The following is a 25950-nucleotide window of genomic DNA, read 5'->3' as shown; positions in this document are numbered from 1 at the left end:
CCGGTGATCGGTGTGCTGCTGGCAATGATTCTAGGTGGGGCGTGCGCTGCCGGGTCGGGGTTCTGCTGCCGGCGCAGAGCGCTTCCGGCGGGGTGGGAGAACAGGAACGGGCGCCACCGGTGACCGATGACGCCCGTTCCACAACCGCTCCCCCATGGTGCGGCTGATACTGCTGACTAGACGCGCGAGCCCTTGCGGCCCGTGACGGCGCCGTAGATGACGAGCACGATCAGTGCGCCACCGATGGCCAGCAGCCAGGTCGACAGGTCGAAGAAGCTGTCGACTCCGACACCGAAGATCGCGCTACCGATGAATCCGCCCAGAAGGGCTCCGACGACGCCGAGGACGAGCGTGATGATCCATCCGCCACCCTGACGGCCCGGGAGGATCAGCTTTGCGATCGCACCGGCGAGAAGGCCCAGAATAAGCCAACCAAAAATTCCCATAAAAATGCTCCTTGAGTGATATTCGCCACGCCGCCCAGGGCAGCGCGGCACCTGATAGTTCGATGCACCGGGGTGCAACTCGCCTTAAGTGTACTTCATCAGTCTGCTTAGGGTGCAATCCTGCCACCTTGCTAACCCTACTTAGCAGGGTGCAGGTAAATCTTTCCCTGATTGTTATGGACCTCACCGCCGGGGTGCCGCCTCGCCTCCGACGCGCGCGCCGTACCACGCCGTAGGATGACCGCAGGCGGGCCGTCCCGGGAGTGGGTGGCACTGGAAGTGAAACCGCTGGGGAATTCCAATGAAACTCCCATCGAGCCCACACTGAAGGAGTATTACCAATGCGAATCGGTTCTTCAATCTTTCTTATTGCACTCGGTGCAATTCTCGCTTTTGCCATTCAGGCCGAGGTCGGCTTCGTCGACATCACCCTGGTGGGGTACATCCTCATGGCGGTGGGCGCGCTGGGCCTGATCGCCTCCCTCGTCCTCGCGGCGCCGCGCCGTCAGAACCGGGTCTCGGAATCGCGATCCATCGTCGATCCCCACACGGGTGAGACCATCACGCGCAACGAGACACGCGACGCGGGGCTCTAGCCCCACACCCCTTCAGGAAGGCCGGGACGATGTCCCGGCCTTCCTTGTGTGCGCCTCCCTGCGCCCGTCGGACACGGAGTCCACCCGCGGTGTTAAAAGTGCTTGACGTCACACCAAACCAAAGATAGAGTCACTCAAACAAAGATAAAGCCACATGCCTCGGCCCGACCGACGGCACCGACGACGGAGTCCCCATGTTCGCGGAAGAGCGGTATCGCCAGATCAGCAGCCTGGTCTCCGCCGACGGACGCGTCACCGTCGCAGGGCTCTCCTCGCGCTTCGGCATCACCAAGGAGACCGTCCGGAGGGATCTCGCACTCCTCGAGAACGACGGCGTCCTGCGGCGCGTCCACGGAGGCGCCATCGCCGGGAGCGGCGCGACGACGAACGAACCGAGCCTGACCAGCCGCTCGGCGCAGCACTCCCCGGAGAAGAGGCGCATCGCGCAGGCAGCCCTCGCGCTCCTTCCCGCGACCGGCGCCGTCGTGCTCGATGCGGGGAGCACCACCGGAGCCCTCGCCGACCTGCTCGTCGAGGAAGGCCACGCGGGCCTGGCCGTGGTCACCCACTCCGTCCCCATCGCCGCCCTGATCTCCGGTGCCGGCCTGAGCGTGGAGCTCGTGGGCGGCCGCGTCCGCGCACTGACGAGCGCCGCTGTGGGCAGCAGCACCGTGGCCTTCTTCTCCCGCCTTCGCGCGGACATCGCCTTCATCGGCGCCAACGGGCTCGCGGCCGGCTTCGGCCTCAGCACGCCCGACGTGGACGAGGCGGCCGTAAAGACCGCCATCGTCCGCTCCGCCCGGCGCGTGGTGCTCCTGGCGGATTCGTCGAAGTTCGACGAAGAGACCCTGACCAGCTTCGCCAACCTGGAGGATATCGATGCCCTCATCACCGACCGAACACCCCGAGGACCCCTCGTCGAGGCCCTCTCCGATGCCGACGTGGAGGTGATCGTCGCGTGATCGTGACCCTCACCGCGAACCCGAGCATCGATCGCACCGTGGGGCTCAGCGAGCCCCTCGTGCGCGGAGCCGTCCAGCGCGCCATCCACGTGGTGCAGGAGGCGGGCGGCAAGGGCGTGAACGTGAGCCGCGCCCTCGCGATGTCCGGCATCCGCACCCTCGCCATCCTGCCCGGCGACGACGACGATCCGGTCCTCGCGAACCTGCGCAGCATCTCCCTCCCCTTCCGCAACCTGCCGATCGGCGCCGGGCTCCGCATCAACACGGCCGTCACCGAGCCCGACGGCACGACGACGAAGATCAACGAACCCGGCCCCGAACTCTCCCCTGCCAGCCTCGAGGAACTCCTCGCGGTCGTGGTCGCGGAGAGCGACGGCGCGGACTGGCTGGTCCTCGCCGGGTCCCTGCCCCCCGGGGTCCCGCCCACCTTCTACACGACGGTCACCGCTGCGGTGCGGACGGCGTACGGGCCGGCGGCGCCCCTGATCGCGATCGACTCGAGCGGGGAGCCCCTCATCGAGGCCGCCGCCGGCGTCCCGGCTCCTGACCTGCTGAAGCCCAACGCCGAGGAACTCAGCGAGCTGACCGGCATCGGTACGGGCGACGAGCTCGAGCAGGACCATGAACTGGCCGCGAAGGCCTGCGCGGTGCTCGTCACCGCGGGGGTTGGAGCGGTTCTGGCGACCCTTGGATCCAAGGGCGCCCTGCTCGTGACGGACGCGGGAGCGTGGCACGCCGTGCACCCGCCGGTCACGGCACGCTCCACGGTCGGCGCGGGCGATTCCGCGCTGGCCGGCTACCTGCTGGCGCACTCTGCAGGAGAACGTCCCGAGAACTGCCTGCGCCAGGCCGTCGCCCACGGATCGGCGGCCGCCGCCCTTCCCGGGTCCACCGTCCCATCCCTCGACCAGACGACGCCGACCGTCGTCGTGGTCACACCCCTGAAGGTCACGCAGGCCGTGATCGTACCGAGCGCAATCGGGTCCATCGCAGGGCCCCAACAGGAGGAATTCTGATGTCCGACATCATCACCCCGGAGCTCGTGGCTCTGGACAAGGACCTGGGGGAGAACCGTTCCTCGGTGATCCGCCACCTCGCGGAGCGGGTCGCCGCCGAGGGCCGCTCCACGGAGGTCGACGGCCTGTACGCCGACGCACTGGCCCGGGAGGAGAAGACCTCGACCGGCATCCCCGGCGGCATCGCCATCCCGCACTGCCGCTCCACGGCCGTCTCGGAGGCGACCCTCGCCATGGCACGCCTGTCACCGCCCGTGGACTTCGGGGCCAAGGACGGCCCGGCGGACCTCGTGTTCTTCATCGCTGCGCCCGACGGCGCGGACCAGGAGCACCTGAAACTGCTGTCCAAGCTCGCGCGGTCACTGATCAAGAAGGACTTCACAGCCTCGCTGCGCGCCGCGCAGTCGCCGGCCGACGTCGTCGCCCTGGTCAACGGTGCCCTCGGCCTCGGCGACGCGCCGGCCGCCGGAGCCCATTCCGCCGGCGCTCCCGCCGCGTCCGCCACCGGCTCCCGCTCGAGCGAGGCCGCAGCCACGCTCGGCACCTCGCCCGCCGGGACGGACACCACCGGACCCGCCGTCGACCACACGCGTGCCACGGACACCCGGGTACGGCGCCTCGTGGCCGTGACCGCCTGCCCCACCGGCATCGCCCACACCTACATGGCCGCCGACTCCCTCGTCGCGGCAGCCAAGGAGCGCGGGATCGACCTCCAGGTCGAGACCCAGGGTTCCTCCGGCGCCACGCCGCTGGACCCCGCGGTCATCGCCGCAGCCGACGCCGTGATCTTCGCCGTCGACGTCGACGTCCGCGACAAGCAGCGCTTCGCCGGCCTCCCGGTCATCAGCTCGCCCGTCAAGCGCGGCATCGACGAGCCCGGCGAGATGGTGGAGGAGGCCCTCGCCGCGGCCGGGAACCCGAACGCCCGGCGCGTCACCGGCACGGCCGACGGCCAGCAGTCGGACGACGACGGCGGCCGGGACAGCGTCGGCAGCACGCTGAAGCGCGCCCTGCTCACCGGTGTCAGCTACATGATCCCGTTCGTCGCCGGTGGCGGTCTGCTGATCGCCCTCGGCTTCCTCCTGGGCGGCTACCTGATCACCGAGACCGCGGACACCGTGGTCCTCGAGAACAGCCTCACGAACCTGCCGGCTGGAGGCCTCGGCGAGTACCTCGGGGCCGTGGCCTTCAAGATCGGCCAGCTGTCGCTCGGGTTCCTCGTCCCGGCCCTCGCCGGCTACATCGCGTACGCCCTGGCGGACCGCCCCGGCATCGCCCCCGGCTTCGTCGCCGGCGCCGTGGCGGGCTTCATGGGCGCAGGCTTCCTCGGCGGTATCGTCGGCGGCCTGCTCGCCGGGTACACCGCCATGATGATCGGCCGCCTGTCCGTGCCCCGCTGGCTGCGCAGCCTCATGCCGGTGGTCATCATCCCGCTCGTGGCGTCCATCGTGGCGTCCGGCCTGATGTTCCTCCTGCTCGGCGGACCGATCGCCGCCCTCACCGCGGGCCTCAATGCCTGGCTGTCAGGGCTGACCGGCACGGCCGCCATCGGCCTCGGCGTGATCCTCGGACTCATGATGGCCGTCGATCTCGGCGGCCCCGTCAACAAGGTGGCCTACTCCTTCGCCGTCGCCGGACTCGGTGCCGCGTCGATCGACAACGTCGCGCCCCTGCAGATCATGGCGGCCGTGATGGCCGCCGGCATGGTCCCGCCGCTCGCCATGGCCCTGGCCACCGTGATCGACCGCAACCGCTTCACCGCACCCGAACGGGAGAACGGGAAGGCCGCCTGGCTGCTCGGTGCCAGCTTCATCTCCGAGGGTGCCATCCCGTTCGCGGCAGCCGACCCGCTGCGCGTCATCCCGGCATCCCTGCTCGGTTCTGCCGCCGCCGGAGCCATCGTCATGGCCACCGGCGTCACCTCGCAGGCCCCGCACGGCGGCTTCTTCGTCTTCTTCGCGATCGGCAACTTCGCGATGTTCCTGGTCGCGATCGCGGTCGGCACGGTCATCTCGGCCCTCGCGGTGGTCGCCCTCAAGCGCTACGCGACCCGCAAGACGGAGACCCCCGCCGCAGAGCCGGTTGCAGCCTGACCCACAGTCGGCTTGGCTGTACTGGGACCCATTCACCACAAAGGAGCACATCATGGCAGAACGCAAGGCAACCGTCGCGAGCCGCGTGGGGCTGCACGCCCGCCCGGCATCGATCTTCGCAGAGGCAGCGGGCGAGCTTCCCCTCGAGGTCACCATCGCGATGGACGGCGAGCCCGCCGAGGAGGCCATGGACGCGTCGAGCATCCTCTCCCTCATGAGCCTCGGCGCCTCGCACGGCGACGTCGTCGTCCTGCGTGCCGAGGGTGACGGTGCCGAGAGCGCACTCGAGGCCCTGGCCCGCATCATCGAGACCGACCACGACGCCGCATAGCCTGCACCACGACGAAAAGGGCACCATCCGCCGTGTATACGTGGCGGGTGGTGCCCTTCTTTGCGTCCCCAGCATGGGACCAGCAGGTGAGTCCATCCGTTCCGATGGAAGCGCCCGCCTGCCGGGTAACGATCCGCTGACCCCCCACGGAAAGCGGCAGTTACATAATCATAATTTTCTCATACGATCATGGAAACGTGAATACCTACGGGACACATCACGTCACTTTTCCTGCACGGAGTGCAATCGGGGCTGATCGGTAACAGGTTCTACGCGAGCTTGTTCGCGGAGCCGGCGCTCTTCCTGCCGACGGTATGGCTGACCCAGATCAGGCAGAGGCCCAGGACGGTCAGCAGGATGGCCGAGAACGGCAGGAGGATGTCCCAGTACATCAGGTCCACGGTGGTCAGCCTCAGCAGCACGAACACCACGACGAGCGCGTTGCCGCAGGCCACGAGGGCGCACGCGAAGCGGTGGACGATCCGCGCATGCCGGTCGAAGGCCGACAGCGCCGCCGGGATCACGAGGCAGGCGGCCACATACCCCGGATAGAGCCGGCCGACGGCGGCATACTGCTGCACGGTGTCCTGCTCCCCGAAGGCATGCAGGCCGGTGGAGCTTCCCGCGAGCTCACTGGCCACGAAGAAGTAGAGCGTCGCCGCGACGGTCAGGGCCACGATCGACAGGCCGAAGGGTCCCACGATCAGGCGCCGGGCGCGGGTGGACCCGAATGCCGCCGCCATCCGGATACCGAAGAGGAGGAAGACGGCGTACAGCGCCAGCCGTAGCAGGAGGTTCGCGATGTTCACTCCGCCGAGGGCCGCATCCACCGCCAGGTAGATCGGCTCGATCGACAGGCCGACGGCGATGGTGAGAAGCACCAGCGCCACGAACATGGTGCGTCCCCTGCCCTCACGCAGGCCGGGGATACGGACTGCGGCTCCGGCCGAGCACAGGCCGAGAGCGGCCCACTGGATCGTCGTCGCATTCATCCGAGGTTCTCCCACAGTGCGCGGTCCTTGCCGTCGTCGAGCTCGGCCCGCCGGATCTGCTTGCCGAGGACGTCGAGGCGGTCACGGGCGAGGAAGACGAGCTCGAGGTCGCTCAGCCCGCAGAGGGCGCGGGCACGCCCGTCCTCCGGCCAGCCCCCCTCGTGCGGTGTCAGCAGCCCGGTGACCACGAGCCCGCTCGTGAGGGAGACGCCGGCGATCCTGGCGGCCTGGATGGCGATCTCGGGTGCGAGCCGGCCCGCCGTGAGCTGCGCGGACAGGTTCTGGCGGGCCACACCGGTACTGGCCGCCAGCTGCTGGCGGATGTCACCCGGGTCGATCGCCTCGATCCAGGCCCGCACCGAGTTCCGGTGCGGGAAGGGTGCGAGGTTCAGCTGCAGGCCGGTCCCCGCGCACTCCGTGTCCTCGCTGCGGGCCACCAGCAGTCGAAGGATGTCGATGTGCGAGACCTGGCTCACGAGTTCCGCGTCGGTGGGCGTCCGGATGCCGGCCGGGAGGTCGCCGTAGCCCTCGAACTCGGCGAGTGCCTCCGCGGGCGGCAGCCCGTAGGCGCGGGCGATGGCCACGATGGTCGGCACCGAGACCTTGCCCCGGACGAGCTGCTGGGCAAGGGTGGACCGCTTGATGCCCGCGACCCTGCAGAGATCGGTCACGGTGTCGTCGGGTGCGATTCGGGAACGCCACAGCTGGAACGCCTTGGCTGTGACGGCCATCATCACCTTTCGATTGGACTTTCCTGTCTCCTGTCGAAGTATACTGAGATCGCTGGCTCCGAGTTCTGCGATTCCCCCATACGCAGAACTCGGAGCCAGCTCCACTTAAGCGGCAGCCCGTGGCTGGACGGCATCGGCCGCCCCGCGGGGCCTACCAGCGGACCTTCTTCTCCTTCTTTCCCTGCTTGCTGCTCTCGTGCGCGGCCTTGGCGTGGCCGGCCCCGGTCGCGGCGGCGGGACTGGCGGCGTGGTTCTTCTTCGCCAGCGCGAGCTGCGCGCGGGGGTCGTCCTGCAGCTTCCGGGCGCCGGGCGCCGCGGGCATGCTGTCGGCGGCGGCGGCCGACGCGTCATCCTGGGGCTGGTGGTTCTGGGGCGTGCTGGTCATGGTGTTCCTTTCGGGTGCGGACGCCCGCGGAACACGTCTGGACAGTCAGCGTGCGGGGCGCAGGAAGACCTGCGGCACGCGTGCTGGGAGGACCGGACAGATTCAGTGGGCGCCCTTGGAGGGTGTCATCGACAAGTGGCGTGGAGCTCGGCCGAAGCCTGCTCACCTACTGGAAAAGAAGTGTCCTCATGCCCATGACCGTACACCCGGCCGAAGCGGCGGGACAAGAGGCGTCCACCGGCCGATCGGCTAGCGCCGGCGGATGCCGTGCAGCGTGACGTCGACGAAGACGAGGCGGTGGTCACTCGTGGGGAAGGGGAAGATCCCGGTCAGTTCCGACCCGGGCATGCCCGCCCGCGGCCAGAACACCCCTGCACCCGCGACCCGCAGCGTGCGGGACGGGAGGACGTAGTCGGCCCGGATGTTGCCGGCGTCGAGATCCTCGAAGTCCGCGGTGTCGAAGCGGGGATCACTTCGATGGCCGGCATTCGCCCCGCCCTGGAACGCCGAGGCTTCGGTGGCACCGCTCGACGACGGCAGCGGGTCCCGGACCAGTTTGTTGCCGAGCAGCTGGTCGATCGACCCGGCCGCCGAGTCGCCGTCGAGGGGGTCGCTGTTCTGGTCGCCCATCACGACGAAGCGTTCACCGCGCTGGAGACCGCCGGCCGTCCCGTCGTCGTCGTAGATGTAGGAGGCGTCGGTCCCGCCGGTGATGTAGTCGGACCAGAAGCGGATCTCGTCGCTGTTGCGCCTGCCGTTGCGATCCTCCGCACCGTCGAAGACGGGAGGGGTGGGGTGGCTCGCCAGGACGTGGACGGTCTTCCCGCCCACGCTCACCGGCACGTCCCAGTGGGACTTGCTGGACAGCGGGAGCACGGCGAGTTCGCTCGCGGAGTACCAGTCCCTCGGGGCTTTCGTGGCCGGGTTGTCGGGCAGCAGCGCACCGGGCATGTCCTTCCACAGGAAGTCCTTGAAGGTCCGCACCGACTCCGTGAGGATCGGGTACCTGGAGTAGATGACCATGCCGTACTGGCCCTCGAACGCGCCGAAGCCCAGGGCGTCGTCCGCGCCGCCCACCGAGCCGTCGTTGTCGAGGTCGTACCCGCTGGGAGCACCGGTGTTCGACGGCGCGGTGTACACGTAGGGGTAGTCGAGCGGCGCCTTGCCGTTCTGGCCGACCGACAGGTAGTTCTGGTCGAACAGGTCGGCGGCCCGGTTCCCCGGGACGTAGTCGAACTCGTTGAGGAGCACCACGTCGGGGCGGTTGATCTGGAGGACCTCGGCGATCGCCCTCGCCTGCGCGTTGCCGGGCGTCTCCAGGTCCCGCACCAGCTCGCCGGCCGAGGACCGGTTCAGGCTCGCGTTGTAGGTGGCGAAACGGATCTCCTGCCCGGCGCCCCGGCCGCTGCCGGAAAGGACGGTGCGCGTATCGTCGGCCGGATTCGCGACGGCGAGGGGTGCGGGCACCACGAGGAGCGAGACGGCCAGCAGGCCGGTGGCGCAGCGGGCTGGGAGTCGCATCGCTTTCCTCCTCGGGTCGGCGGGATGGCGTGGCACTCCGGCCTCGCCCTCCCCCAAACTGTTCGCTCGGGTAACTTGAGCCTAGCCGCGGAAAGCGTCGGGGAGCAGGCCCGGAGGTAACGATTCAGGGTCGGCCCGGGGTGGCCCGATGCCGTCCCGGGCGTCGCGGCTCGAGGGCGCCGAGGTCCCGCTCGGCCGCAGCGAACGCCTGCTCCAGCCGGGCCACCGCGGTCGCGTACCTCGCCTCCCCGGCCTCGTCGTCGGGGGAGGACGTGACGGTGTCGCGGGCCGACCCTGCCGCGCGGACGGCCCGCACCACCGGGCGTACGGCAGGGTGCCCGGAGTCGTGCATGCCCGGGTAGTGGATGGCCTTGCCCGGATCGACGTCGTAGTCCGCCCACCGCCGCAGCACGTCGTCGTGGCGGCGCCGCAGGTCCTTCCTGGCTGCCTCCCGCGACGATTGCTCGGAGCGGCGGCGCCGCTGGTCATGGCGGCGGAAGGTCCAGGCGACGGCCACCGTGGAGGAGGTGATGCCCACCACGAACGCCGGCCATGCGGCTCCGAGGACTGCGGCGACGACGCCGGCCCCGGCGATGACCACCGCCCCACCGAAAGCGAGCCAGAAGGGGTCGTCCGCCTCACCGCCGCGCCGGGAGACGGCATCGACGCGCCACGCGGTCAGCGCGGCGGCACCCACCATGGCGGCACAGGCGGCCAGGCTACCCATCAGGGCGACGGCGTCCATCAATCCCTCTCCGCTGCGGCTCGGCAGGCCTCTCGGCACACCCACCGGCACCAGCTCCTACCAGTTCAAACGAGCGGGCGCCCCGAGTCAATCCCCGATCGGCTGGGGACTTCATGTACCCGGGGGCGCTGCTCATCGGGTCCGGGCATCACGGGGAGAGGGATGGTCCGCTCCGCGGACCGGACATGAAGAAGGACCCCGGCCGGGCCGGGGTCCTTCTCCACCTGCGGGTGGGCCCTGTGGGGCTCGAACCCACGACCCACGGATTAAAAGTCCGTTGCTCTAGCCAACTGAGCTAAGGGCCCGCGCCACGCACCCTGACGTCGCATCCGTGGATACCGTCGTCGGGCGCCGACCCGCTTACTTTATCGCAATCGTCCCTGCCCCGAGGACTGCCCCGGGGCTCCCGCCTTCCTGCCCGAAATCGCCCAGGAGTATCCTCGTTCCATGGACGGCGAATACAGGAACAACAGCCCACGGCCCCACAAGCCGAAGCCATTCGCCCCCGCGGACTTCGAGGTTTTCGCGGGGGGAATCGATCCGTCGAGGGTCTCGGAGGCAGCCCACATGGCCGCCCACGCCCTGGTGCATCACGGGCGCGACTCCGACGATCCGGACGTGACGCGCCGGCTCGTCGAACTCGCCGACCAGCAGGGCCTGGACGCCATCGCGGAGATGTGGGCGGCGAGTCCGCCGCGGTCCCTGCCCGGTGCCCTGTGGCGCCTCTACGCGCTCCGTGCGGCCACCCAGCAGAACCCGGAACGCATGGCCTCGTACTTCGCCTCGGGCAAGGAGGCCGCGCAGGTCTCGAAGGTCGTGGCCGGCGTCGCCGAGCCACCGGGGGCGGTGGAGATGGCCGCGATGGCCGACACCATCCTGTCCGGGGCGTTCGAGGGGGAGTTCGACGTCGCGCTCGAACGCTTCGCCGCGTTCTGCCGCGTGGTCGCGCTCGGACAGGCGAACCACGCCGACGACGCCGAGGTCGGCAACGGCCCCCACGCCACGAAACTCACCCGCAACTCGCACCAGCTCATCAAGACCGCCGAGGATCTCGAGCACGCCGCGGCGTCCTGGCGGCGCGGGGAGCTCGACTGACCCCCCTCCCCGGAGCCGATGTTGACAGCGGCTCCGGTGGGGGCAAGACTTAAGTCGGCGTCGGACCGTGGAACCCCCGGGCTTCAACACTCAGCCGCTTCGAGCGGCCTTCCGCCGAGAGGCGCTCCCGGTTCGACGCCACTATTCTGCCCTCCCGCATCCAGCGAGGCCGCCGTCGGTCTGCTGACGGCCCGTGTCCTTTGAGGAAGACTTAGTGAGACTACGCCTCTTCCCGCAGGAGAACGCTGGGCTGGAACTCCTCTCCCGCATGGCCCGGCAGCTCGTGCTCGGCGTGGGGACCATGTCCGCCATCCTCGGTGCCTCGACCCAGGAGTACGACCGCCTGTCCGAGGAGCTCCACCAGCACGAATCGGCCTCGACGGACCTTCACTTCGCCCTCCTGACCTCGATGCGGACCTCCTTCATCAACCCGCTGCCGCGCGAGGACCTGTATGCCCTGTCCCGCCTGCTCAACGAGGCCATCGAGAAGCTCGACGGCGCCGGGGAGCTGATCGCCCTGTACAAGCTGAGCAAGCTCAGCCACCGGGCCGCCGACCAGCTCGAGGTGATCAACCGGCAGGCCGAGCTGACCGCGGTAGCCATGCAGCGCCTGGACTCGATGGACGACCTCGAGGAGTACTGGATCGAGATCCTGCGGCTGGCCCGGCGCGCCGAACGGACGCACCGCAGCTGGTGCGCCGAGCTCCTCACCGACCACAAGCCGCTCGTCTACGCGCGGCACCGCGACGTCGCCAACCAGCTCGTCGACGTCACCCGGGACATCCGGCGGGTGGCAACCCAGGTGGGCAGCATCCTCGTCAAGGAATCGTAGGTGGAGCCGCTCCTCCTCGGCGCGGTGGTCATCGCTGCAGGCGCATTCGCCTTCCTCAACGGCTTCCACGACGTGTCCAACTCGGTGGCTGCCGCCGTGCGGACCCGCGCGCTCACGCCCACGGTCGCCGTCCTGCTCGCGGCCCTCTTCAACTTCATCGGAGCACTGCTCGGCACGGCGCTGGCGCTGTTCTTCACGGAAGCCGCCATCGGCCTCCCCTCCGGGCCGACCGGGCTCGGGATCCTCATGGCGGCGCTGCTCGCGGCCTGCTTCTGGGGCGTGATCACCTGGTATCGCGGCATGCCGTCGTCGTCGACCCACGCGCTCCTCGGGGGCATCCTCGGCGCGGGAGCCGCGTCGCAGCTGACGAACGGGCCCGCGATGAGCGGTGCGGGCGAGACACTGCTGCTGCAGATCGCGGTGCCCCTGGTGCTCTCACCGATCGTCGCGTACCTCCTCGCCTACGCGGCGGTGTTCCCCGCCACGTGGCTGCTGCGCCACGGGTCACCGGCGAAGGTGAACCGTGGGAACCGCATGGCGCAGTCCGTCCTGGCCGGGACCTTCGCACTGGGGCACGGGCTCCAGGACGGGCAGCGGACCATGGCGGTCATCCTGCTGGCCCTGGTCGGCTCGGGCTACGCGGCCGGATCCGAGATGCCCCTGTGGGTCCAGCTGTTCGCCGCCGTGCTCCTGGCAACGGGCTCCCTCTTCGGCGGATGGCGGATCACCCACACGCTCGGCAACCGCCTGGTGCACATCGACCCGCTGCGGGGCATGGCGGCGCAGGGCGTGAGCTCGGCGATGCTGTTCGTCGGTGCCATCTCCCTGCACATGCCTCTGTCCAGCACGCACACGATGGCCGCGGCCATCGTCGGCTCCGGCGCGAACCAGCGGTTCGCCTCCGTCGAGCGCCCGCGGGTGATCCGCATCCTCGGCGTGTGGCTCGCGACGGCCCCGGCCACCGCCCTCCTCGGAGCGGTCCTTTTCCTGGCCCTCAGCCCGCTCCTGTAGATCGGCACCGGGCACGCATGGTCGCCGGACACGACGACGGCGGCCCCCACGGGAGCCGCCGTCGTCCTGCCGCTGTCGCGGGGGTGCGCCTACCCGAACCGGCCGGAGACGTAGTCCTCGGTGGCCTTCACGGCGGGGTTGTTGAAGATCGCCGTGGTCTCCCCGTACTCGATGAGCTTGCCCGGCATGCCCGTTCCGGCGATGTTGAAGAACGCCGTCTTGTCGGACACGCGCGCCGCCTGCTGCATGTTGTGCGTGACGATCACCACGGTGTATTCGGCCTTGAGCTCGTTGATGAGGTCCTCGATGGCCAGCGTGGAGATGGGGTCCAGCGCCGAGCAGGGCTCGTCCATGAGGATCACCTGGGGCGAGACCGCGATGGCGCGGGCGATGCACAGGCGCTGCTGCTGTCCGCCGGAGAGTCCCGAGCCGGGACGCGCCATGCGGTCCTTGACCTCGTTCCACAGATTCGCGCCGCGCAGTGATTTTTCGGCGAGGTCGTCGGCATCCGACTTGCTGATGCGCTTGTTGTTGAGCTTCACGCCCGCCAGCACGTTGTCGCGGATGGACATCGTGGGGAACGGGTTGGGGCGCTGGAAGACCATGCCGATCCGTCCGCGCACTGTCACCGGGTCCACGTCCGAGTCGTACAGGTTGTCACCGTCGAGCAGCACCTCCCCCTCCACGCGGGCACCGGGGATGACCTCGTGCATGCGGTTGAGCGTGCGGAGCAAGGTGGACTTGCCGCAGCCCGAGGGGCCGATGAACGCCGTCACCGAACGTGCCTCGATGTTGATGTTGACGTCCTCCACGGCAAGGAACTTGCTGTAGTAGACGTTCAAGTCCTTGACGTCGATGCGATTGGACATTGCTTCCTTATCGGTAGTAACCGCGTGCTGTCAGCGGCCGGTCGTGGGAGAGGTCTGAAGCGAGGCGAAAGGTGCCGTCATCGGCTGGTCTTCGGGGCGAAGGCGCGCGCGATGAGACGGGCGGCCAGGTTGAGGAGCATGACCATCAGGATCAGGATCAGTGCCGCCGCCCAGGCGCGCTGGGTGCTGGCATCGATGTTGGTGGGGGACGTCGGCGTGAGGATCTGATAGTAGATGAACGTCGGCAGGGTGCTCATCCAGCCGCCGAACACGTTCGTGTTGATCGAACTCACGAAGCCCGCCGTGACGAGGATGGGCGCCGTCTCCCCGATGACCCGCGCGATGGCGAGCGTCACTCCGGAGGCGATGCCCGAGATGGCGGTCGGCACCACGACCTTCACGATCGTCCGCCACTTGCGGACCCCCAGTGCGTAGGCGGCCTCACGGAGCTCGTTCGGGACGATCTTCAGCATCTCCTCGGTGGAGCGGACCACCACGGGGATCATCAGCACGGACAGCGCGACGGCCGCCACGAAACCCGTCCGGGTTCCGGGACCGAACAGGAGTCCGAAGAACGCCGCCGCGAACAGGCCCGCGACGATCGACGGGATGCCGGTCATGACATCGACGAAGAACGTGATGGCGCGGTCGAGCCGTCCGCCGGTCCCGTACTCGACGAGGTAGACGGCCGCCATCAATCCGATGGGAACGGAGATGAGCGTGGCCCAGAAAGTGATCTGGAGGGTCCCGATGATGGCATGGTAGGCGCCGCCCAGGACGGGCGTCCCGTTCTCCGCCGACGCATTGTCGGTGGCTCCCGTGACGCCGCTCATCGAGGTGAAGAAGAAGTCGTAGGACAACCCCGGGAGGCCCCGTACGAGGACCGTCCAGATGACCGACAGGAGGGGAAGCAGGGCGATGATGAAGCAGCCGTAGACGAGGTACGTCATGAGGGAGTCGGAGGCCTTGCGTGTGCCCCCGAAGGCCGCCGTGATGATCGTGGCACCGGCGACGAAGAACACCGCGGTCAGGATGGCCCAGACGATCACGTTGAATCCGATGAGGGCGGAGACTGCTGCGCCGAGGACGACCGCCGCAGCCAGGACCACCCACACGACGTACCCGGGCATCCTGCCCTTCGTCAGCTGCGAGCGCCGCTTCTGGAGTGTTGAGCTGCTCATGTCAGTTTGCCCCTGAGAATTCCTTGTGGCGGCTGATGATCCAGCGCGCGATGATGTTGACTGCCAAGGTGATGACGAAGAGCACCAGGCCGGCAGCGATGAGCTCACTCAGCCTCAGGCCGAAGGCTTCGGGGAAGTTGAGGGCGATCTCCGCCGCAATCGTCTGGTTGCCGGACTGGATGAGGCTTGCTGTGAGCGCCCCTCCGGAGAGAACGAGCGCGACGGCCATCGTCTCTCCCAGCGCCCGGCCGAGGCCCAGCATCGCCGCGCTGACGATACCCGCCCGTGCGAAGGGCAGGACGGCCATGCGGATCATCTCGAGCCTCGTGGCCCCCATGGCCAACGCCGCCTCCTCGTGGAGTGTCGGCGTCTGCAGGAAGATCTCCCGGCTGAGTGAGGTGATGATGGGCAAGACCATGACGGCCAGGACGATGCCCGCCGTGAGGATGGTGCGCCCGGTCTGGCTCGCGGGTCCTTCGAAGATGGGCAGCCAGCCGAGATTCTCCGCCAGCCAGCCGTAGCCGATGGCGAGCTGCGGTGCGAGGACCGCGTATCCCCAGGCCCCGTAGACGACGGACGGGATCGCCGCGAGGAGGTCCACCAGGTAGCCGAAGCCCTGGGCGAGGCGCCGCGGCGCGTAGTGCGAGATGAAGAGCGCGACGCCGATCCCGAGGGGCGTCGCGATCAGGAGCGCGATCGACGCTGCGATGATCGTCCCGATGACGATCGGGAAGATGTAGGCCCCGAAACCCTCACCACCGGTGATGTCCGCAGGATCCGCGCCGAAGATCGGGAGCGCCTCGATGACGAGGAAAAGTGCGACGCCGAAGAGGATCGCGAGGATGAGGCAGCCTGCCGCGAGGGTGGCGCCGGAGAAGATCTTGTCTCCGGACTTCCCTCCCACGTCACTTCTGGTCAGGGTGTTGGTCGACACGGGGAATCCTTCATAGCGGGTGGTGGGCGCTGCGCGCTCAGAACAGTTTCACGGTACGGGAACCTCGACTACGCGTCCCCATCGAGCAGGACCCCGGACAGTGGACAGCCCCGTCCGGTTCCCGAGGGAAACCGGACGGGGCATCAGCATCGGTTAGGAGGCTACCGTGATGGATTCGATAGCGGCCTCGGCGTCCGTGCGGATGTTGTCGGAGATCGGGGCGTTCCCTGCGGAGCCCTCGGCGGTCTGCTGGCCGTCCTCGCTGACCACGTAGGACTCGAAGGCCTTGACGAGGTCGACGGTCTCCTGGTCCTCGTAGGTGCTGCAGACGATGTGGTAGGAGACGAGGACGACCGGGTAGGCGCCCGACTCGGTGGTGTCGCGCTCGAGCTCGAGGGACATGTCGACGTCCGAACGGCCTTCGACCGGAGTCCCGGTCTCGACGGCCAGAGCCGCGGCCTCGGGGCTGAACGGCACGTACTCTTCGCCGACCTTGACGCTGACCTGACCCAGATCGCCGACGGCCGACGCGTCGGCGTACGTGATGGCGCCGTCGGTGCTGGTGGTCGTCGAGACGACGCCGTTGGTGCCCTGGGCGTTCTCGGCAACATAGGCGGCAGGCCACGCGCCGTCGGCCTCGTCGGTCCAGACCTCGGGAGCGGCGGCGGCGAGGTACTCCGTGAAGTTCTCGGTGGTGCCCGAGTCGTCGGAGCGGTGCACCACGGTGATCGGCGTGCTGGGGAGCTCGGCGTCCGGGTTCTGCGAGGCGATGGGCTCGGCGTCCCAGGTGGCGACCTCGCCGCGGAAGATCGACGCGATGGTGTCGGCGTCGAGGTTGAGGGAATCGACACCCTCGAGGTTGAAGGCGATGGCGATCGGGGAGACGTAGACAGGGATGTTGATCGCGCCGTCGGGACCGCAGAACTCCTTCGAGGCCTCGTACTCCTCGTCGTCGAGGAAGGCGTCGGAGCCCGCGAACTGGGCAGCCTGCCCGAGGAAGGCCTCGCGGCCCGCGCCGGAACCGTCCGGCGAGTACTGCACGGTGGCGCCGCTGTTGGCCGAGGAGAATCCTTCCTGCCAGGCCGTCATCGCCGCGTTCTGCGCGGAAGAACCTGCACCCGTCAGGGTGCCGCTGACAGCAGCTGCGCCCTCGGACGCGTTGCCGCCCTCGGATGCGGCGGGCTCGCCCGTGGCGTTGTCGGAACCACATGCGGTCAGCGCCAGCGCGGCCACAGAGATAACTGCCGCAGCGCGGCCAAAGCGAAGAACCTTCACTAGATTTTGCCCCTTCCAGGGATCAATTCATCGATGCGCGGACGGCGCTCGAGAGATGTACGCGTTCCTGTACTCCATCGAAGCTAGGTAGCGCAGGTGAAGAGACTGACCAAAGAACATTAACGGAAGGTGAACAGCGCTGGTCCATTCCCCCGCCGGTCCGCCACGTCACGCCCGAAGGGGGGCGCGCCGGTGCAGGGCGCACCTCCTAGACTGGGTCCATGCCGCCGCGCCAGGGAATGTCCACCACGCTGGACTTCCTGCGCAAGCGCTCCCGGATCGGCGTCAAGCGCAGCGCCAACTCCGTGGTCCCCGCCCTGCAGATGACCGTCTGTGCGGTGGGTGCCTATGCCTTCGCGGAGCAGGTCCTGGGCCATAACGGACCGCTGTTCGCGGCGACGTCCTCCATGATCTCGCTGGGCTTCTCCCGTGATCCCCGCCTGCGGCGCGTCCTCGAGGTGGCGATCGGCTGCACCCTCGGGATCGCAGTAGGGGATCTCCTGCTCGCCCTGTTCGGCACCGGTCTGTGGCAGGCCGCCCTCGTGCTGTTCATCTCGATCCTGCTGGCCCGGTTCCTGGACAGCGGGACCATCTTCACGACGCAGCTCGGACTGCAGTCGCTGCTGGTGGTGCTGCTCCCGGCGCCCGAGGGCGGGCCGTTCACGCGGAGTGCCGACGCGATCGTGGGTGGGCTGTTCGCGCTCGTGATCACCGTGTTCCTGCCCCGCGACCCGCGCCGTGAGCCGAAGACGAACGTGCGTGGGCTCCTGGACGAACTCTCCGGCGTGCTCCGCGACGGCGCCTCGGCCCTCCGGAAGAGCGACTCCACGCTGGCATGGCACGCGCTGATCCGTGCGCGGAACTGCCAGTCCCAGCTGGACGGCCTGACGGGCAGCATGAAGGCCGCCCGGGAGGTGGCACGCATCTCCCCCGCGCACCGGCGCCACCGTGAGGAACTCGGCTCCCTGGGGGACGCCATCGACTCCATCGACCTCGCCATCCGCAACAGCCGCGTGTTCTCCCGCCGCCTGACCTCCGTCATCAACCACGCGGCACTCACCGACGAGGCGATCGACGCCCTGAGCGATTCCCTCGAGGACACGGCCGACGCCGTCGACGTGCTGAGCCGCGCCCTGTCGGCCGGCGATCCCGCCGAGCGGCGCCTCAATCTGCGGCAGGCACGCAACGAACTGGCGGCCGTCGCGACGGATCTCCACCCCAAAACCCTCCACATCAGCCGCCTCGAGGGCGAGGGCCTCGTGCTCCTCTTCCGGCCGCTCATCGTGGACCTGCTCAGCGCCACGGGCCTCCCGCACGAGGACGCCGCCGACTACCTGCCGCGGCTCTGAGGACCGCCGGCGTGGCCGGGGCTGTCGGTGGGCGCCGGTAGCCTGACAGCATGGCCACGAAGACCTCCCCCGCCTCACGTGCGGGTCGCAACAACACTCCGGGTTACCGCTGCGCCGAATGCGGGTGGACCACCGCCAAGTGGGTGGGTCGCTGCGGCGAGTGCCAGGCGTGGGGCACCGTCGAGGAGACCGGGCAGGTCCTCGCGCGCACCACTGCCGCCACGGCGGTCACGACGCCGGCCCGGCGGATCGCCGAGGTGGACGCGACACTCTCCGGCTACCAGCCCACCCGGATCGACGAGCTGGACCGCGTCCTCGGCGGCGGGCTGGTGCCCGGTGCCGTGATCCTCCTCGCCGGCGAACCGGGCGTCGGCAAGTCCACGCTCCTCCTCGACGTCGCCGCGCGGGTCGCCCGGCTCGGCAAGAACGTCCTGTACGTGACGGGTGAGGAATCGGCGGCCCAGGTGAAGCTGCGGGCAGACCGGATCGACGCCGTCGCCGACTCCCTGTACCTGAGCGCGGAGACGGATCTCGGCCAGGCGCTCGGCCAGGTGGAGAAGGTGGACCCCGCCCTGCTCATCGTCGACTCCGTGCAGACGCTCAGCAGCGCCGCGGTGGACGGCAGCGCGGGCGGGGTGACGCAGGTGCGGGAGGTCGCGGCGTCGCTCATCGGGGCAGCGAAGGCGCGGGGGATGACCACGCTGCTCGTGGGGCACGTCACCAAGGACGGCTCCATCGCCGGACCGAGGCTCCTCGAGCACCTCGTCGACGTCGTGTGCCAGTTCGAGGGCGAGCGCCATTCCCGCCTCCGCCTCCTGCGCGCGGTGAAGAACCGGTACGGGCCCACGGACGAGGTGGGCTGCTTCGACCTGACGGACAGCGGTATCGAGGGGCTGGCCGACCCCAGCGGCCTCTTCGTGTCCCGCACCAAGGACCCCGTGTCGGGCACGTGCATCACGGTGACGCTGGAAGGCCGGCGCCCGCTCCTGGCGGAGGTCCAGGCCCTGCTCGCCGAGTCGCCGAACTCCCAGCCGCGGCGTGCCACCAGCGGGCTCGACAGCTCCCGCGTCGCGATGCTGCTGGCCGTACTGCAGAGCCGCGCGTCGGTCAGCCTGCACAAGGACGACAGCTACGTCGCGACGGTCGGCGGGGTCCGGCTGACCGAGCCCGCCACCGATCTCGCCGTCGCGCTGGCGATCGCCTCCGCGAAGACGGACCATCCGCTGGCCGCGCGGCTCGTGGCGTTCGGGGAGGTGGGCCTCGCAGGCGAGGTGCGCCCGGTCCCGGGCATCGGCCGGCGCATCCAGGAGGCGCAGCGTCTCGGCTTCACGCATGCGATCGTCCCCGCCTCGCCCGCCGGTACAGGACCGGTGCCGAAGGGCTTCTCGGTGCGGGAGGTCTCCACGCTCGCGGAGGCCCTGGCGCTGCTGTTCTGAGGTACCGCCCGCGGCTCAACGGCGGGACGCGGGCGTGGTACGGTGCTGCATCTCCGGTGGGTACCGAAGATTTTGTGCGCGCCGGTAGTATTAGGTGCGGCCCCGGCGTTACGCCGGGAGCCGCTGCCCGCCGCCCGGGGTTCGACCACCGTCCGGGGTTCGACGGCGGCCGCCCGACTGCGCCGGGCCTTCAGGAGCGCGGGCGGTGAAAGGATGGGGCCATGGTTCGGACTCCCGAGGACGCGCTCAAAGCCACCCTCGCCAGAGTAGCCCCGGGCACGCACCTCCGCGACGGTCTTGAGCGAATCCTGAGGGGACGGACCGGTGCGCTGATCGTCCTCGGCTTCGACCGCACGGTGGATTCCATCTGTTCCGGCGGCTTCGACATCGGGATCGAGTTCTCCCCCACGCGCCTGCGCGAACTCGCGAAGATGGACGGCGCGATCGTCTGCGACAAGGACGCGAGCAAGATCCTCCGCGCCGCGGTGCAGCTGGTGCCCGACCACACCATCGAGACGCAGGAATCCGGGACACGCCACCGCACCGCCGAGCGGGTCGCGAAGCAGACCGGCCTCCCCGTGATCAGCGTCAGCCAGTCGATGCAGATCATCGCCCTGTACATCGACGGCCTGCGCCATGTCCTCGAGGGCTCCGAGCCGGTGCTCGCCCGGGCCAATCAGGCGCTGGCCACCCTCGAGCGGTACCGCGCGCGGCTCGACCAGGTCACCAGCTCGCTGTCCGCCCTGGAGATCGAGGCGATGGTCACGGTGCGCGACGTCGCCGTCACCCTGCAGCGCCAGGAGATGGTGCGCAGGATCTCCGAGGAGATCTCGCAGTACGTGCTGGAACTCGGTGTCGACGGCCGCCTGCTCTCGCTGCAGGTGGAGGAGCTCACCACGGGCCTCGGTCCCGGCAGCGAGATGGTGCTGCGCGACTACATGGACCTCGGCAGCAGCACGGCGCCGGTCGAGGAGCGCGTGGCGACACTGCAGTGCTTCAGCTCCACGGACCTCATCGACCTCGGCACGATCGCCAGCGTGCTGGGCTTCAATCCCTCCCTGGACTCGCTGGAGGCGGTCATCCAGCCGAAGGGCTACCGGCTGCTCTCGGGCATCAAGGCCATGCCGCCCGCCGTGGCGAACCGGCTGGTGGAGCACTTCGACGGCCTGCAGAACCTCATGGCCGCCAACATCGAGGACCTCATGGCCGTCGACGGCATCGGCGAGCAGCGCGCACGAACGGTCCGTGAGGGGTTGTCGCGCATCGCGGAGACGAGCCTCCTCGACCGCTTCATGTAGGCCGCTGCGCCACCCGGCGCGGCTGCCGGCCTACTGCAGCGTGAACGTCACCGGGGCGCTGCTCCTCGCACCCAGCCGCGTGGTCAGGGTGTAGCTGCCCTCGGCCGGCTCCTCCTCCACGACGGTGCATCCGGGGACCGTGCGGTTGCGTGTCCACTCGAAGGTGGCCCGTTCCTCGCCGCCGGGTCCGATCACGCGGTCGAGATCCTCCGAGGACTCCTGGCAGTCGACCGACGAGAAGACGCGTTCCGCGCCATGGGTGAGGACGAACTCCATCTGCGAGGTACCCACGTTCACCGTGCATGCCGCAGTCCCCCCGTTGCGGATGACCAGGGACAGGACCGGGGGCTCCCCCGGGGCGTAGGTGCGCTCGTCTGTGTCGGCGACGACCACCACGTCGGCGGGATCGCACCTGTCCGACGCCGACGGGCTCCCGTCGGCAGTGGCACTGGCACGGGGGGATGCCGGCGCCGAGGAGGGAGCAGCACTCGGCGACGCACTCGCGCTCGGAGGCGTCCGGCTCGCCGAGTAGGCGGGGCCTGTCGGGGAGGTCGTCGGTCCGGCCGCGGGCGGACCGTCCGCGGTGTCCTGCCGGCCGAAGAGCCCCGCCGCGACAGCACCCCCGACGGCGAGCGCCGCCACGACCAGGAGCGCCAGGATGGTCACCGCCAGGCGCCGCCGCCGGTACACGCCGGGGCTCGGCCGCCGCCCACCGCCGCCTGTCGGTCCCGTGCCATGCTCCGTGGATTCCATCCATCAAGGCTAGGGGGTCCTCCGTTCTTCCGGGCACCGCGCCGGTGGATAGAGTATTCAGGACAAGAACCCAGGAGCACCCATGGAACCCGGCACCGCGACGTCCGCCGGTCGCGCACGACCCACGGACGCGATCGGCGCGGCACCGACCACCCTGGCCGCACTGCACGGCCGGGTGACCGACTGGTTCGCCGACTCGGCGCGTGATCTTCCGTGGCGGGATGCCCACTGCTCCCCCTGGGGCGTCCTCGTCAGCGAGGTGATGCTCCAGCAGACCCCCGTGGTCCGGGTGCTCCCGGTCTGGCACGAGTGGCTCGACCGCTGGCCCACCCCCGCGGACCTCGCCGGGGAACCCTCCGGCAGCGCCGTGCGGCATTGGGGGCGCCTCGGCTACCCCCGGCGCGCCCTGCGCCTCCACGCCGCGGCGACCGCCATCCTCGAGCGCCACGGCGGCGCCGTCCCCTCCACCTACGACGACCTCCTGGCCCTGCCCGGGGTGGGCACCTACACCGCAGCCGCGGTGGCCGCCTTCGCCTTCGGCCGGCGCGAGACCGTCGTCGACACGAACATCCGCCGGGTCCACGCGCGCCTCGTCGGGGGCAGCGCCCTACCGGCCCCGGCGCTGACGGCCGCCGAGACGAAGCGCGCCGTGGCACTCCTGCCCCGCGAGGAGGCGCTCTCCGTCCGGTGGAACGCCGCCGTGATGGAACTCGGGGCCGTCGTGTGCACGGCCCGGGCCCCGCAGTGCCACGCCTGTCCCGTGCTGGACGCCTGCGCCTGGGTGGCCGCGGGACGGCCCGCCCCGGACTACGTCCCGAAGGGCCAGGCCTGGGCCGGGACGGACCGGCAGGTGCGCGGCGCCATCGTCGCCGTGCTGCGGCACGCCGACGCCCCGGTCCCGCGGCCCCTCCTGCTGGAAGCGCCCGTGGACCTCGGCATGGGATCGTCCGACGGCGCCACCGGTCCCGCCGTCTCCCTGCCCGGCCCCCTGGCGGCCCTGCACGGGCTGCGGGCACCGACCGAGCAGCTCGAACGGGCCCTCGCCGGCCTCCTCGCCGATGGGCTCGCCGAGGAACTGGCCCAGGGGATCCGACTGCCCGGCTGAACGGGACACCCGGGCGCGAGAGCGGGCGGGCAGAAGCCGGCCGGGCCGGCCGGGGCTCCCCCGCACAAGCGCGGGAGCGGGCAGAAGCGGGCCGCGCCGGCCGGACGGGACACCCGGGCGCGGGCAGGGCCGGACGGAGCGGGACGCCGTCAGGCCGGTTCGCCGAAGCCCGCCTCGACCTCCCTGCCCACGAAATCCACTGCTGCCTGCGCGTCGGGGCCGACGGCCTCGACCGTGAGCGTCCGGCCCTGGCCGAGACCGAGGCTCATCAGGAGCATGACCGACTTGCCGTCGACGCCGTTCACGGTGATCTCCGCGTCGAGGTCCGTGAGTCCGGTGGCGAGCGTGGCCGCAGGGCGGGCATGCAGGCCCATCTGGTTCGGCAGCGTCCACGAGCCGCGGGCCGTCGGTCCTGCCGCCGCCTCCGGCGCCTCGCCGACCGACGGGGCGGCCGACGAGCCCGCCCCGGGTGCCGCCGCGGCGTGGGTCACGAAGGGTTCGAGCTCCTCGGGCCGGATGGACACGACGGCACCCTCGGCTGCCCGCACGACGTCGTCCACGGGAGAACCGCCCTGGGCCTGCACCGCGGCGGCGACGGCCCCCTCCACGAGCGCCGCCTCCGCGAGGCGGACCCGCTCCCGCACCTCGGGTTCGAGGAACTCGAGCACCATCTCGGCCGTCATGACGGCCGACCCGAGGTCCGTGAGGATGACGACGCCGTCGCCGCCGTCCGCCCGCCCGATCGCGGCCTGCACCAGGTCGAAGCTCGTGCCGATCCGGGCGGTCCCGGCGCCGGTGCCCGTCCCCCCGGCTGATGCGAGGACGACGTCGGGTGCCATCTGGGCTGCGAGCTCGACGACCCCCTCCGCGATCTTCTCGCTGTGCGACACGATGACGAGGCCTACGCTCATGCGACCGGCCCTCCGGCGGTCTCCGCCGCGACCTGCAGGATGAGGGCCGTCGACTCCGCGCCCGGGTCCCGATGCCCGGCACTGCGTTCGCCGAGGTAGCTCGCCCTGCCCTTCCGGGCGGTCAGCGGTTCCGTGGCGACGGCTCCCGCCTGCGCAGCGGCGGCCGCCGCCGCCAGCACGTCGGGCGCGCTCGCCCCGGCCTGGGCGGCGGTCTCGGCCGCGTCGGTGGCAGGGGTCCAGGCGTCGACCATGGTCTTGTCCCCGACCTCCGCCTTTCCGCGTGCGACGATGCCGTCACGCGCGGCCCTGATCATCCCGGCGGCCGCCGCGGCGTCGATCTCCTCCGCATCCCCCAGGAAGGTCGCGGCCCGCAGGAACGCCGTCCCGTACAGGGGCCCGGCGGCGCCTCCGACGGTGGACATCAATGTCATGGCGACCTGCTTGAGTACCGCCGCCGGCGTACCGGGGGCCTCCCCCGCATCGAGCTTGGCGACGGCGGCGCTGAAGCCCCGGTCCATGTTCTCGCCGTGGTCGGCGTCACCGATGGCCCTGTCGAGTTCGATCAGGCGCGTGCGGTTCTCGGCGACGACCCGGGCGGCGTCGTGGACCCACAGCACGGCCCACCGGGAGTCCAGGGGCTGCGTCATCCTCACGCCCCCCAGCGCAGTGCGGCGGTGAGCACCGGCGAGTCCCAGAGTTCCAGCATCTCGTCGTCGGCCCGCAGGACGGTCAGCGACGCCCCCTGCATCTCGAGCGCCGTGATGTAGTTCCCGACCAGGGAGCGGTCGATGCTCACGCCGAGCCCTTCGAGCAGCTGCGCGACCTTCCGGAAGACGATGTACAGCTCGCTCGCGGGCGTTCCACCCATGCCGTTCACCATCACGATCGTGCGGTCACCGGATGCGAGCTTGAGGTCCGCCACGATGGGGTCCAGGAGGCGCTGCGTGATGCCGTCCGCGTTCTCCATGGCGATCTTGTGCCGCCCCGGCTCCCCGTGGATGCCGATACCGATCTCGATCTCCTCGTCGGAGAGGTCGAAGCTCGGCACACCGGCGTGCGGGACGGTGCAGGCCGCGAGGGCCACGCCCATGGAACGGACGTTGTCGATGACGCGCTGGGCCACGGCGGTCACGCCGTCGAGATCGTCCCCGCGCTCCGCGGCCGCACCGGCGATCCGCTCCACGAGGACCGTCCCCCCGACGCCGCGCCGGCCCGCCGTGTACAGCGAGTCCTCGACGGCGACGTCGTCGTTCACGAGGACGGACCGCACGGTGACGCCCTCCGCTTCGGCCATCTCGGCCGCCGTCTCGAAGTTGAGGACGTCCCCGGTGTAGTTCTTCACGATGTGCAGGACGCCCGCACCGCCGTCGACCGCGGTGGTCGCCGGGATGATCTGGTCCGGTGTGGGGGAGGTGAAGACGGCCCCCGGGACGGCGGCGTCGAGCATCCCGCGGCCAACGAACCCCGCATGGAGCGGTTCGTGGCCGCTGCCGCCCCCGGAGACGAGGCCCACCTTGCCCCGGACGGGGGCGTCCTTGCGGGTGATGAACAGGGGCTCGGGGTGGACGGTCACGAGGTCGGCGTGCGCGATGCCGAACCCTTCGACCGACTCGTTGACCACGGCCTTGGGGTCATTGATGAGCTTCTTCATGGCGCTGCTCCTTGACTGCGAACGGACATTTTGACAGCCTGCAGCCCGCCTCACATGGACCACCCTGGCCACTGTGAACGTTACCGTCCGTTCCTGCCCCTGCCTATAGGTCGGCCCGGCCCGTTCCCGCCCGTCGAACACCTGAGGGAGGGGCCCGTACGGGCCCCTCCCTCAGGTGGATGGACCGCCCCCTGAGGGGCGGTCCCGTGATGCATCAGTCGCGCTTGAACGCGTCCTTGACGTTCTCGCCGGCATCCTTGAGGCTCGAGCTGGCCTGGTCCTTGTGGCCCTCGGCTTCCATGTTCTCGTTGCTGGTGGCCTTGCCCAGGCCTTCCTTGACCTTGCCGCCGAGATCCTGGCCCTTGTTCCCGATCTTGTCATCCAGTCCCATAGTGGGGACCTCCTTCAACTCGGTGTACGGCCACCGGTTCC

General features: G+C 70.0%; 27 protein-coding genes and 1 tRNA gene. 12 read left to right on the top strand and 16 right to left on the bottom strand.

Annotated elements, in window-relative coordinates; genetic code table 11:
* Nucleotides 1–176 precede the first annotated feature (176 nt).
* A complete protein-coding gene (locus RY94_RS06565) occupies nt 177–446 on the bottom strand; it encodes a GlsB/YeaQ/YmgE family stress response membrane protein (RefSeq protein WP_043442922.1) in 270 nt (89 codons plus the stop codon).
* 341 nt (nt 447–787) lie between these two features.
* Here RY94_RS06565 and RY94_RS06560 point away from each other — a divergent pair, with 341 nt between their 5' ends.
* The 5 genes from RY94_RS06560 (at nt 788) to RY94_RS06540 (ending at nt 5444) form a co-directional block, all read left to right on the top strand.
* Nucleotides 788–1042, top strand: coding sequence for a DUF6458 family protein (locus tag RY94_RS06560; protein WP_043442920.1), 255 nt, complete (start codon nt 788–790; stop codon nt 1040–1042).
* A gap of 194 nt (nt 1043–1236) precedes the next feature.
* On the top strand, nt 1237–2004 hold the full coding sequence (locus RY94_RS06555; RefSeq protein WP_043442918.1) for a DeoR/GlpR family DNA-binding transcription regulator: 768 nt from the start codon (nt 1237–1239) through the stop codon (nt 2002–2004).
* Nucleotides 2001–3020, top strand: a complete 1020-nt coding sequence (locus tag RY94_RS06550) for a 1-phosphofructokinase family hexose kinase (RefSeq protein ID WP_052274029.1) — start codon at nt 2001–2003, stop codon at nt 3018–3020. The genes RY94_RS06555 and RY94_RS06550 overlap by 4 nt, the downstream gene beginning before the upstream one ends.
* Nucleotides 3020–5113, top strand: a complete 2094-nt coding sequence (locus RY94_RS06545) for a PTS fructose transporter subunit IIABC (protein ID WP_043442916.1) — start codon at nt 3020–3022, stop codon at nt 5111–5113. Before RY94_RS06550 ends, RY94_RS06545 begins: the two co-directional genes overlap by 1 nt.
* A 52-nt stretch (nt 5114–5165) precedes the next feature.
* Nucleotides 5166–5444 carry an HPr family phosphocarrier protein gene (locus RY94_RS06540; protein WP_043442914.1) on the top strand — a complete coding sequence of 93 codons (279 nt, stop codon included), beginning with the start codon at nt 5166–5168 and terminating at the stop codon, nt 5442–5444.
* Nucleotides 5445–5713: 269 nt separating this feature from the next.
* Here the strand turns inward: RY94_RS06540 and RY94_RS06535 are convergent, their stop codons facing one another.
* From RY94_RS06535 to RY94_RS06510, 6 genes are all read right to left on the bottom strand, one after another.
* A complete protein-coding gene (locus tag RY94_RS06535; protein WP_052274028.1) occupies nt 5714–6436 on the bottom strand; it encodes a hypothetical protein in 723 nt (240 codons plus the stop codon).
* Nucleotides 6433–7170 (bottom strand): helix-turn-helix domain-containing protein, encoded by a 738-nt coding sequence (locus RY94_RS06530; protein WP_331375109.1) that lies wholly within the window; start codon nt 7168–7170, stop codon nt 6433–6435. The genes RY94_RS06535 and RY94_RS06530 overlap by 4 nt, the downstream gene beginning before the upstream one ends.
* A gap of 148 nt (nt 7171–7318) precedes the next feature.
* A complete protein-coding gene (locus RY94_RS06525) occupies nt 7319–7552 on the bottom strand; it encodes a hypothetical protein (RefSeq protein ID WP_043442912.1) in 234 nt (77 codons plus the stop codon).
* 249 nt (nt 7553–7801) lie between these two features.
* A complete protein-coding gene (locus RY94_RS06520) occupies nt 7802–9073 on the bottom strand; it encodes an endonuclease/exonuclease/phosphatase family protein (protein ID WP_043442909.1) in 1272 nt (423 codons plus the stop codon).
* Between the two features lie 124 nt (nt 9074–9197).
* Nucleotides 9198–9818, bottom strand: coding sequence for a hypothetical protein (locus RY94_RS06515; protein ID WP_043442906.1), 621 nt, complete (start codon nt 9816–9818; stop codon nt 9198–9200).
* 231 nt (nt 9819–10049) lie between these two features.
* Nucleotides 10050–10123, bottom strand: a tRNA-Lys gene (locus RY94_RS06510).
* A gap of 142 nt (nt 10124–10265) precedes the next feature.
* Between RY94_RS06510 and RY94_RS06505 the strand changes: the two genes are divergently transcribed.
* From RY94_RS06505 to RY94_RS06495, 3 genes are all read left to right on the top strand, one after another.
* Nucleotides 10266–10913 carry a hypothetical protein gene (locus RY94_RS06505; protein ID WP_043442903.1) on the top strand — a complete coding sequence of 216 codons (648 nt, stop codon included), beginning with the start codon at nt 10266–10268 and terminating at the stop codon, nt 10911–10913.
* 214 nt (nt 10914–11127) lie between these two features.
* Nucleotides 11128–11745 (top strand): DUF47 domain-containing protein, encoded by a 618-nt coding sequence (locus RY94_RS06500; RefSeq protein WP_043442901.1) that lies wholly within the window; start codon nt 11128–11130, stop codon nt 11743–11745.
* Entirely contained in the window at nt 11746–12756 is a 1011-nt protein-coding gene (locus RY94_RS06495) for an inorganic phosphate transporter (RefSeq protein WP_043442898.1), read from the top strand.
* A gap of 89 nt (nt 12757–12845) precedes the next feature.
* Here RY94_RS06495 and pstB read toward each other — a convergent pair whose 3' ends face one another.
* From pstB to pstS, 4 genes are all read right to left on the bottom strand, one after another.
* The gene (gene pstB / locus RY94_RS06490; RefSeq protein WP_043442895.1) at nt 12846–13625 is read right to left on the bottom strand and encodes a phosphate ABC transporter ATP-binding protein PstB; all 780 of its coding nucleotides are present in this window, start codon (nt 13623–13625) and stop codon (nt 12846–12848) included.
* A gap of 77 nt (nt 13626–13702) precedes the next feature.
* Complete coding sequence (pstA, locus tag RY94_RS06485; protein WP_043442893.1) at nt 13703–14806, bottom strand: phosphate ABC transporter permease PstA; 1104 nt, start codon at nt 14804–14806, stop codon at nt 13703–13705.
* Between the two features lies 1 nt (nt 14807).
* Nucleotides 14808–15740 carry a phosphate ABC transporter permease subunit PstC gene (gene pstC / locus RY94_RS06480; protein WP_043442891.1) on the bottom strand — a complete coding sequence of 311 codons (933 nt, stop codon included), beginning with the start codon at nt 15738–15740 and terminating at the stop codon, nt 14808–14810.
* A 153-nt stretch (nt 15741–15893) separates the two neighbouring features.
* Nucleotides 15894–17015, bottom strand: a complete 1122-nt coding sequence (pstS, locus tag RY94_RS06475) for a phosphate ABC transporter substrate-binding protein PstS (protein ID WP_043442889.1) — start codon at nt 17013–17015, stop codon at nt 15894–15896.
* A gap of 221 nt (nt 17016–17236) precedes the next feature.
* On the opposite strand from pstS, the gene RY94_RS06470 reads away from it, so the two are divergent.
* From RY94_RS06470 to disA, 3 genes are all read left to right on the top strand, one after another.
* Entirely contained in the window at nt 17237–18364 is a 1128-nt protein-coding gene (locus RY94_RS06470) for an FUSC family protein (protein WP_043442886.1), read from the top strand.
* Nucleotides 18365–18414: 50 nt separating this feature from the next.
* Complete coding sequence (gene radA / locus RY94_RS06465; protein WP_043442884.1) at nt 18415–19800, top strand: DNA repair protein RadA; 1386 nt, start codon at nt 18415–18417, stop codon at nt 19798–19800.
* Between the two features lie 221 nt (nt 19801–20021).
* Complete coding sequence (gene disA, locus RY94_RS06460; protein WP_043442881.1) at nt 20022–21098, top strand: DNA integrity scanning diadenylate cyclase DisA; 1077 nt, start codon at nt 20022–20024, stop codon at nt 21096–21098.
* A gap of 30 nt (nt 21099–21128) precedes the next feature.
* Here disA and RY94_RS06455 read toward each other — a convergent pair whose 3' ends face one another.
* A complete protein-coding gene (locus RY94_RS06455) occupies nt 21129–21851 on the bottom strand; it encodes a hypothetical protein (protein ID WP_043442879.1) in 723 nt (240 codons plus the stop codon).
* Nucleotides 21852–21933: 82 nt separating this feature from the next.
* Between RY94_RS06455 and RY94_RS06450 the strand changes: the two genes are divergently transcribed.
* The gene (locus RY94_RS06450) at nt 21934–22956 is read left to right on the top strand and encodes an A/G-specific adenine glycosylase (RefSeq protein ID WP_082046103.1); all 1023 of its coding nucleotides are present in this window, start codon (nt 21934–21936) and stop codon (nt 22954–22956) included.
* A gap of 149 nt (nt 22957–23105) precedes the next feature.
* Here the strand turns inward: RY94_RS06450 and dhaM are convergent, their stop codons facing one another.
* The 4 genes from dhaM to RY94_RS06430 form a co-directional block, all read right to left on the bottom strand.
* Nucleotides 23106–23867, bottom strand: a complete 762-nt coding sequence (gene dhaM, locus RY94_RS06445) for a dihydroxyacetone kinase phosphoryl donor subunit DhaM (protein WP_043442877.1) — start codon at nt 23865–23867, stop codon at nt 23106–23108.
* On the bottom strand, nt 23864–24514 hold the full coding sequence (gene dhaL, locus RY94_RS06440; RefSeq protein ID WP_043442874.1) for a dihydroxyacetone kinase subunit DhaL: 651 nt from the start codon (nt 24512–24514) through the stop codon (nt 23864–23866). Before dhaL ends, dhaM begins: the two co-directional genes overlap by 4 nt.
* Before the next feature lie 2 nt (nt 24515–24516).
* Nucleotides 24517–25518, bottom strand: a complete 1002-nt coding sequence (gene dhaK / locus RY94_RS06435; RefSeq protein WP_043442871.1) for a dihydroxyacetone kinase subunit DhaK — start codon at nt 25516–25518, stop codon at nt 24517–24519.
* A gap of 214 nt (nt 25519–25732) precedes the next feature.
* Nucleotides 25733–25909, bottom strand: a complete 177-nt coding sequence (locus RY94_RS06430) for a CsbD family protein (RefSeq protein ID WP_043442868.1) — start codon at nt 25907–25909, stop codon at nt 25733–25735.
* Nucleotides 25910–25950 lie beyond the last annotated feature (41 nt).

Source organism: Arthrobacter sp. L77 (assembly GCF_000816565.1).
In the GTDB taxonomy this organism is placed as follows: domain Bacteria; phylum Actinomycetota; class Actinomycetes; order Actinomycetales; family Micrococcaceae; genus Arthrobacter_D; species Arthrobacter_D antioxidans.
The sequence above is the reverse complement of the archived record's forward strand: the minus strand, read 5'-3'. Positions and strand labels throughout refer to the sequence as shown.

What these genes read in the sequence shown, in the direction of transcription:
- RY94_RS06455 (WP_043442879.1), bottom strand. Translation starts at nt 21,851, where the DNA reads ATGGAATCCACGGAGCATGGCACGGGACCGACAGGCGGCGGTGGGCGG.
- disA (WP_043442881.1), top strand. Translation starts at nt 20,022, where the DNA reads ATGGTTCGGACTCCCGAGGACGCGCTCAAAGCCACCCTCGCCAGAGTA.
- pstB (WP_043442895.1), bottom strand. Translation starts at nt 13,625, where the DNA reads ATGTCCAATCGCATCGACGTCAAGGACTTGAACGTCTACTACAGCAAG.
- RY94_RS06560 (WP_043442920.1), top strand. Translation starts at nt 788, where the DNA reads ATGCGAATCGGTTCTTCAATCTTTCTTATTGCACTCGGTGCAATTCTC.
- radA (WP_043442884.1), top strand. Translation starts at nt 18,415, where the DNA reads ATGGCCACGAAGACCTCCCCCGCCTCACGTGCGGGTCGCAACAACACT.
- RY94_RS06470 (WP_043442886.1), top strand. Translation starts at nt 17,237, where the DNA reads ATGCCGCCGCGCCAGGGAATGTCCACCACGCTGGACTTCCTGCGCAAG.
- RY94_RS06565 (WP_043442922.1), bottom strand. Translation starts at nt 446, where the DNA reads ATGGGAATTTTTGGTTGGCTTATTCTGGGCCTTCTCGCCGGTGCGATC.
- RY94_RS06545 (WP_043442916.1), top strand. Translation starts at nt 3,020, where the DNA reads ATGTCCGACATCATCACCCCGGAGCTCGTGGCTCTGGACAAGGACCTG.
- dhaK (WP_043442871.1), bottom strand. Translation starts at nt 25,518, where the DNA reads ATGAAGAAGCTCATCAATGACCCCAAGGCCGTGGTCAACGAGTCGGTC.
- RY94_RS06525 (WP_043442912.1), bottom strand. Translation starts at nt 7,552, where the DNA reads ATGACCAGCACGCCCCAGAACCACCAGCCCCAGGATGACGCGTCGGCC.
- RY94_RS06535 (WP_052274028.1), bottom strand. Translation starts at nt 6,436, where the DNA reads ATGAATGCGACGACGATCCAGTGGGCCGCTCTCGGCCTGTGCTCGGCC.
- RY94_RS06540 (WP_043442914.1), top strand. Translation starts at nt 5,166, where the DNA reads ATGGCAGAACGCAAGGCAACCGTCGCGAGCCGCGTGGGGCTGCACGCC.
- RY94_RS06450 (WP_082046103.1), top strand. Translation starts at nt 21,934, where the DNA reads ATGGAACCCGGCACCGCGACGTCCGCCGGTCGCGCACGACCCACGGAC.
- RY94_RS06430 (WP_043442868.1), bottom strand. Translation starts at nt 25,909, where the DNA reads ATGGGACTGGATGACAAGATCGGGAACAAGGGCCAGGATCTCGGCGGC.
- dhaL (WP_043442874.1), bottom strand. Translation starts at nt 24,514, where the DNA reads ATGACGCAGCCCCTGGACTCCCGGTGGGCCGTGCTGTGGGTCCACGAC.
- pstA (WP_043442893.1), bottom strand. Translation starts at nt 14,806, where the DNA reads ATGAGCAGCTCAACACTCCAGAAGCGGCGCTCGCAGCTGACGAAGGGC.
- RY94_RS06530 (WP_331375109.1), bottom strand. Translation starts at nt 7,170, where the DNA reads ATGATGGCCGTCACAGCCAAGGCGTTCCAGCTGTGGCGTTCCCGAATC.
- RY94_RS06520 (WP_043442909.1), bottom strand. Translation starts at nt 9,073, where the DNA reads ATGCGACTCCCAGCCCGCTGCGCCACCGGCCTGCTGGCCGTCTCGCTC.
- RY94_RS06505 (WP_043442903.1), top strand. Translation starts at nt 10,266, where the DNA reads ATGGACGGCGAATACAGGAACAACAGCCCACGGCCCCACAAGCCGAAG.
- RY94_RS06515 (WP_043442906.1), bottom strand. Translation starts at nt 9,818, where the DNA reads ATGGACGCCGTCGCCCTGATGGGTAGCCTGGCCGCCTGTGCCGCCATG.
- RY94_RS06555 (WP_043442918.1), top strand. Translation starts at nt 1,237, where the DNA reads ATGTTCGCGGAAGAGCGGTATCGCCAGATCAGCAGCCTGGTCTCCGCC.
- dhaM (WP_043442877.1), bottom strand. Translation starts at nt 23,867, where the DNA reads ATGAGCGTAGGCCTCGTCATCGTGTCGCACAGCGAGAAGATCGCGGAG.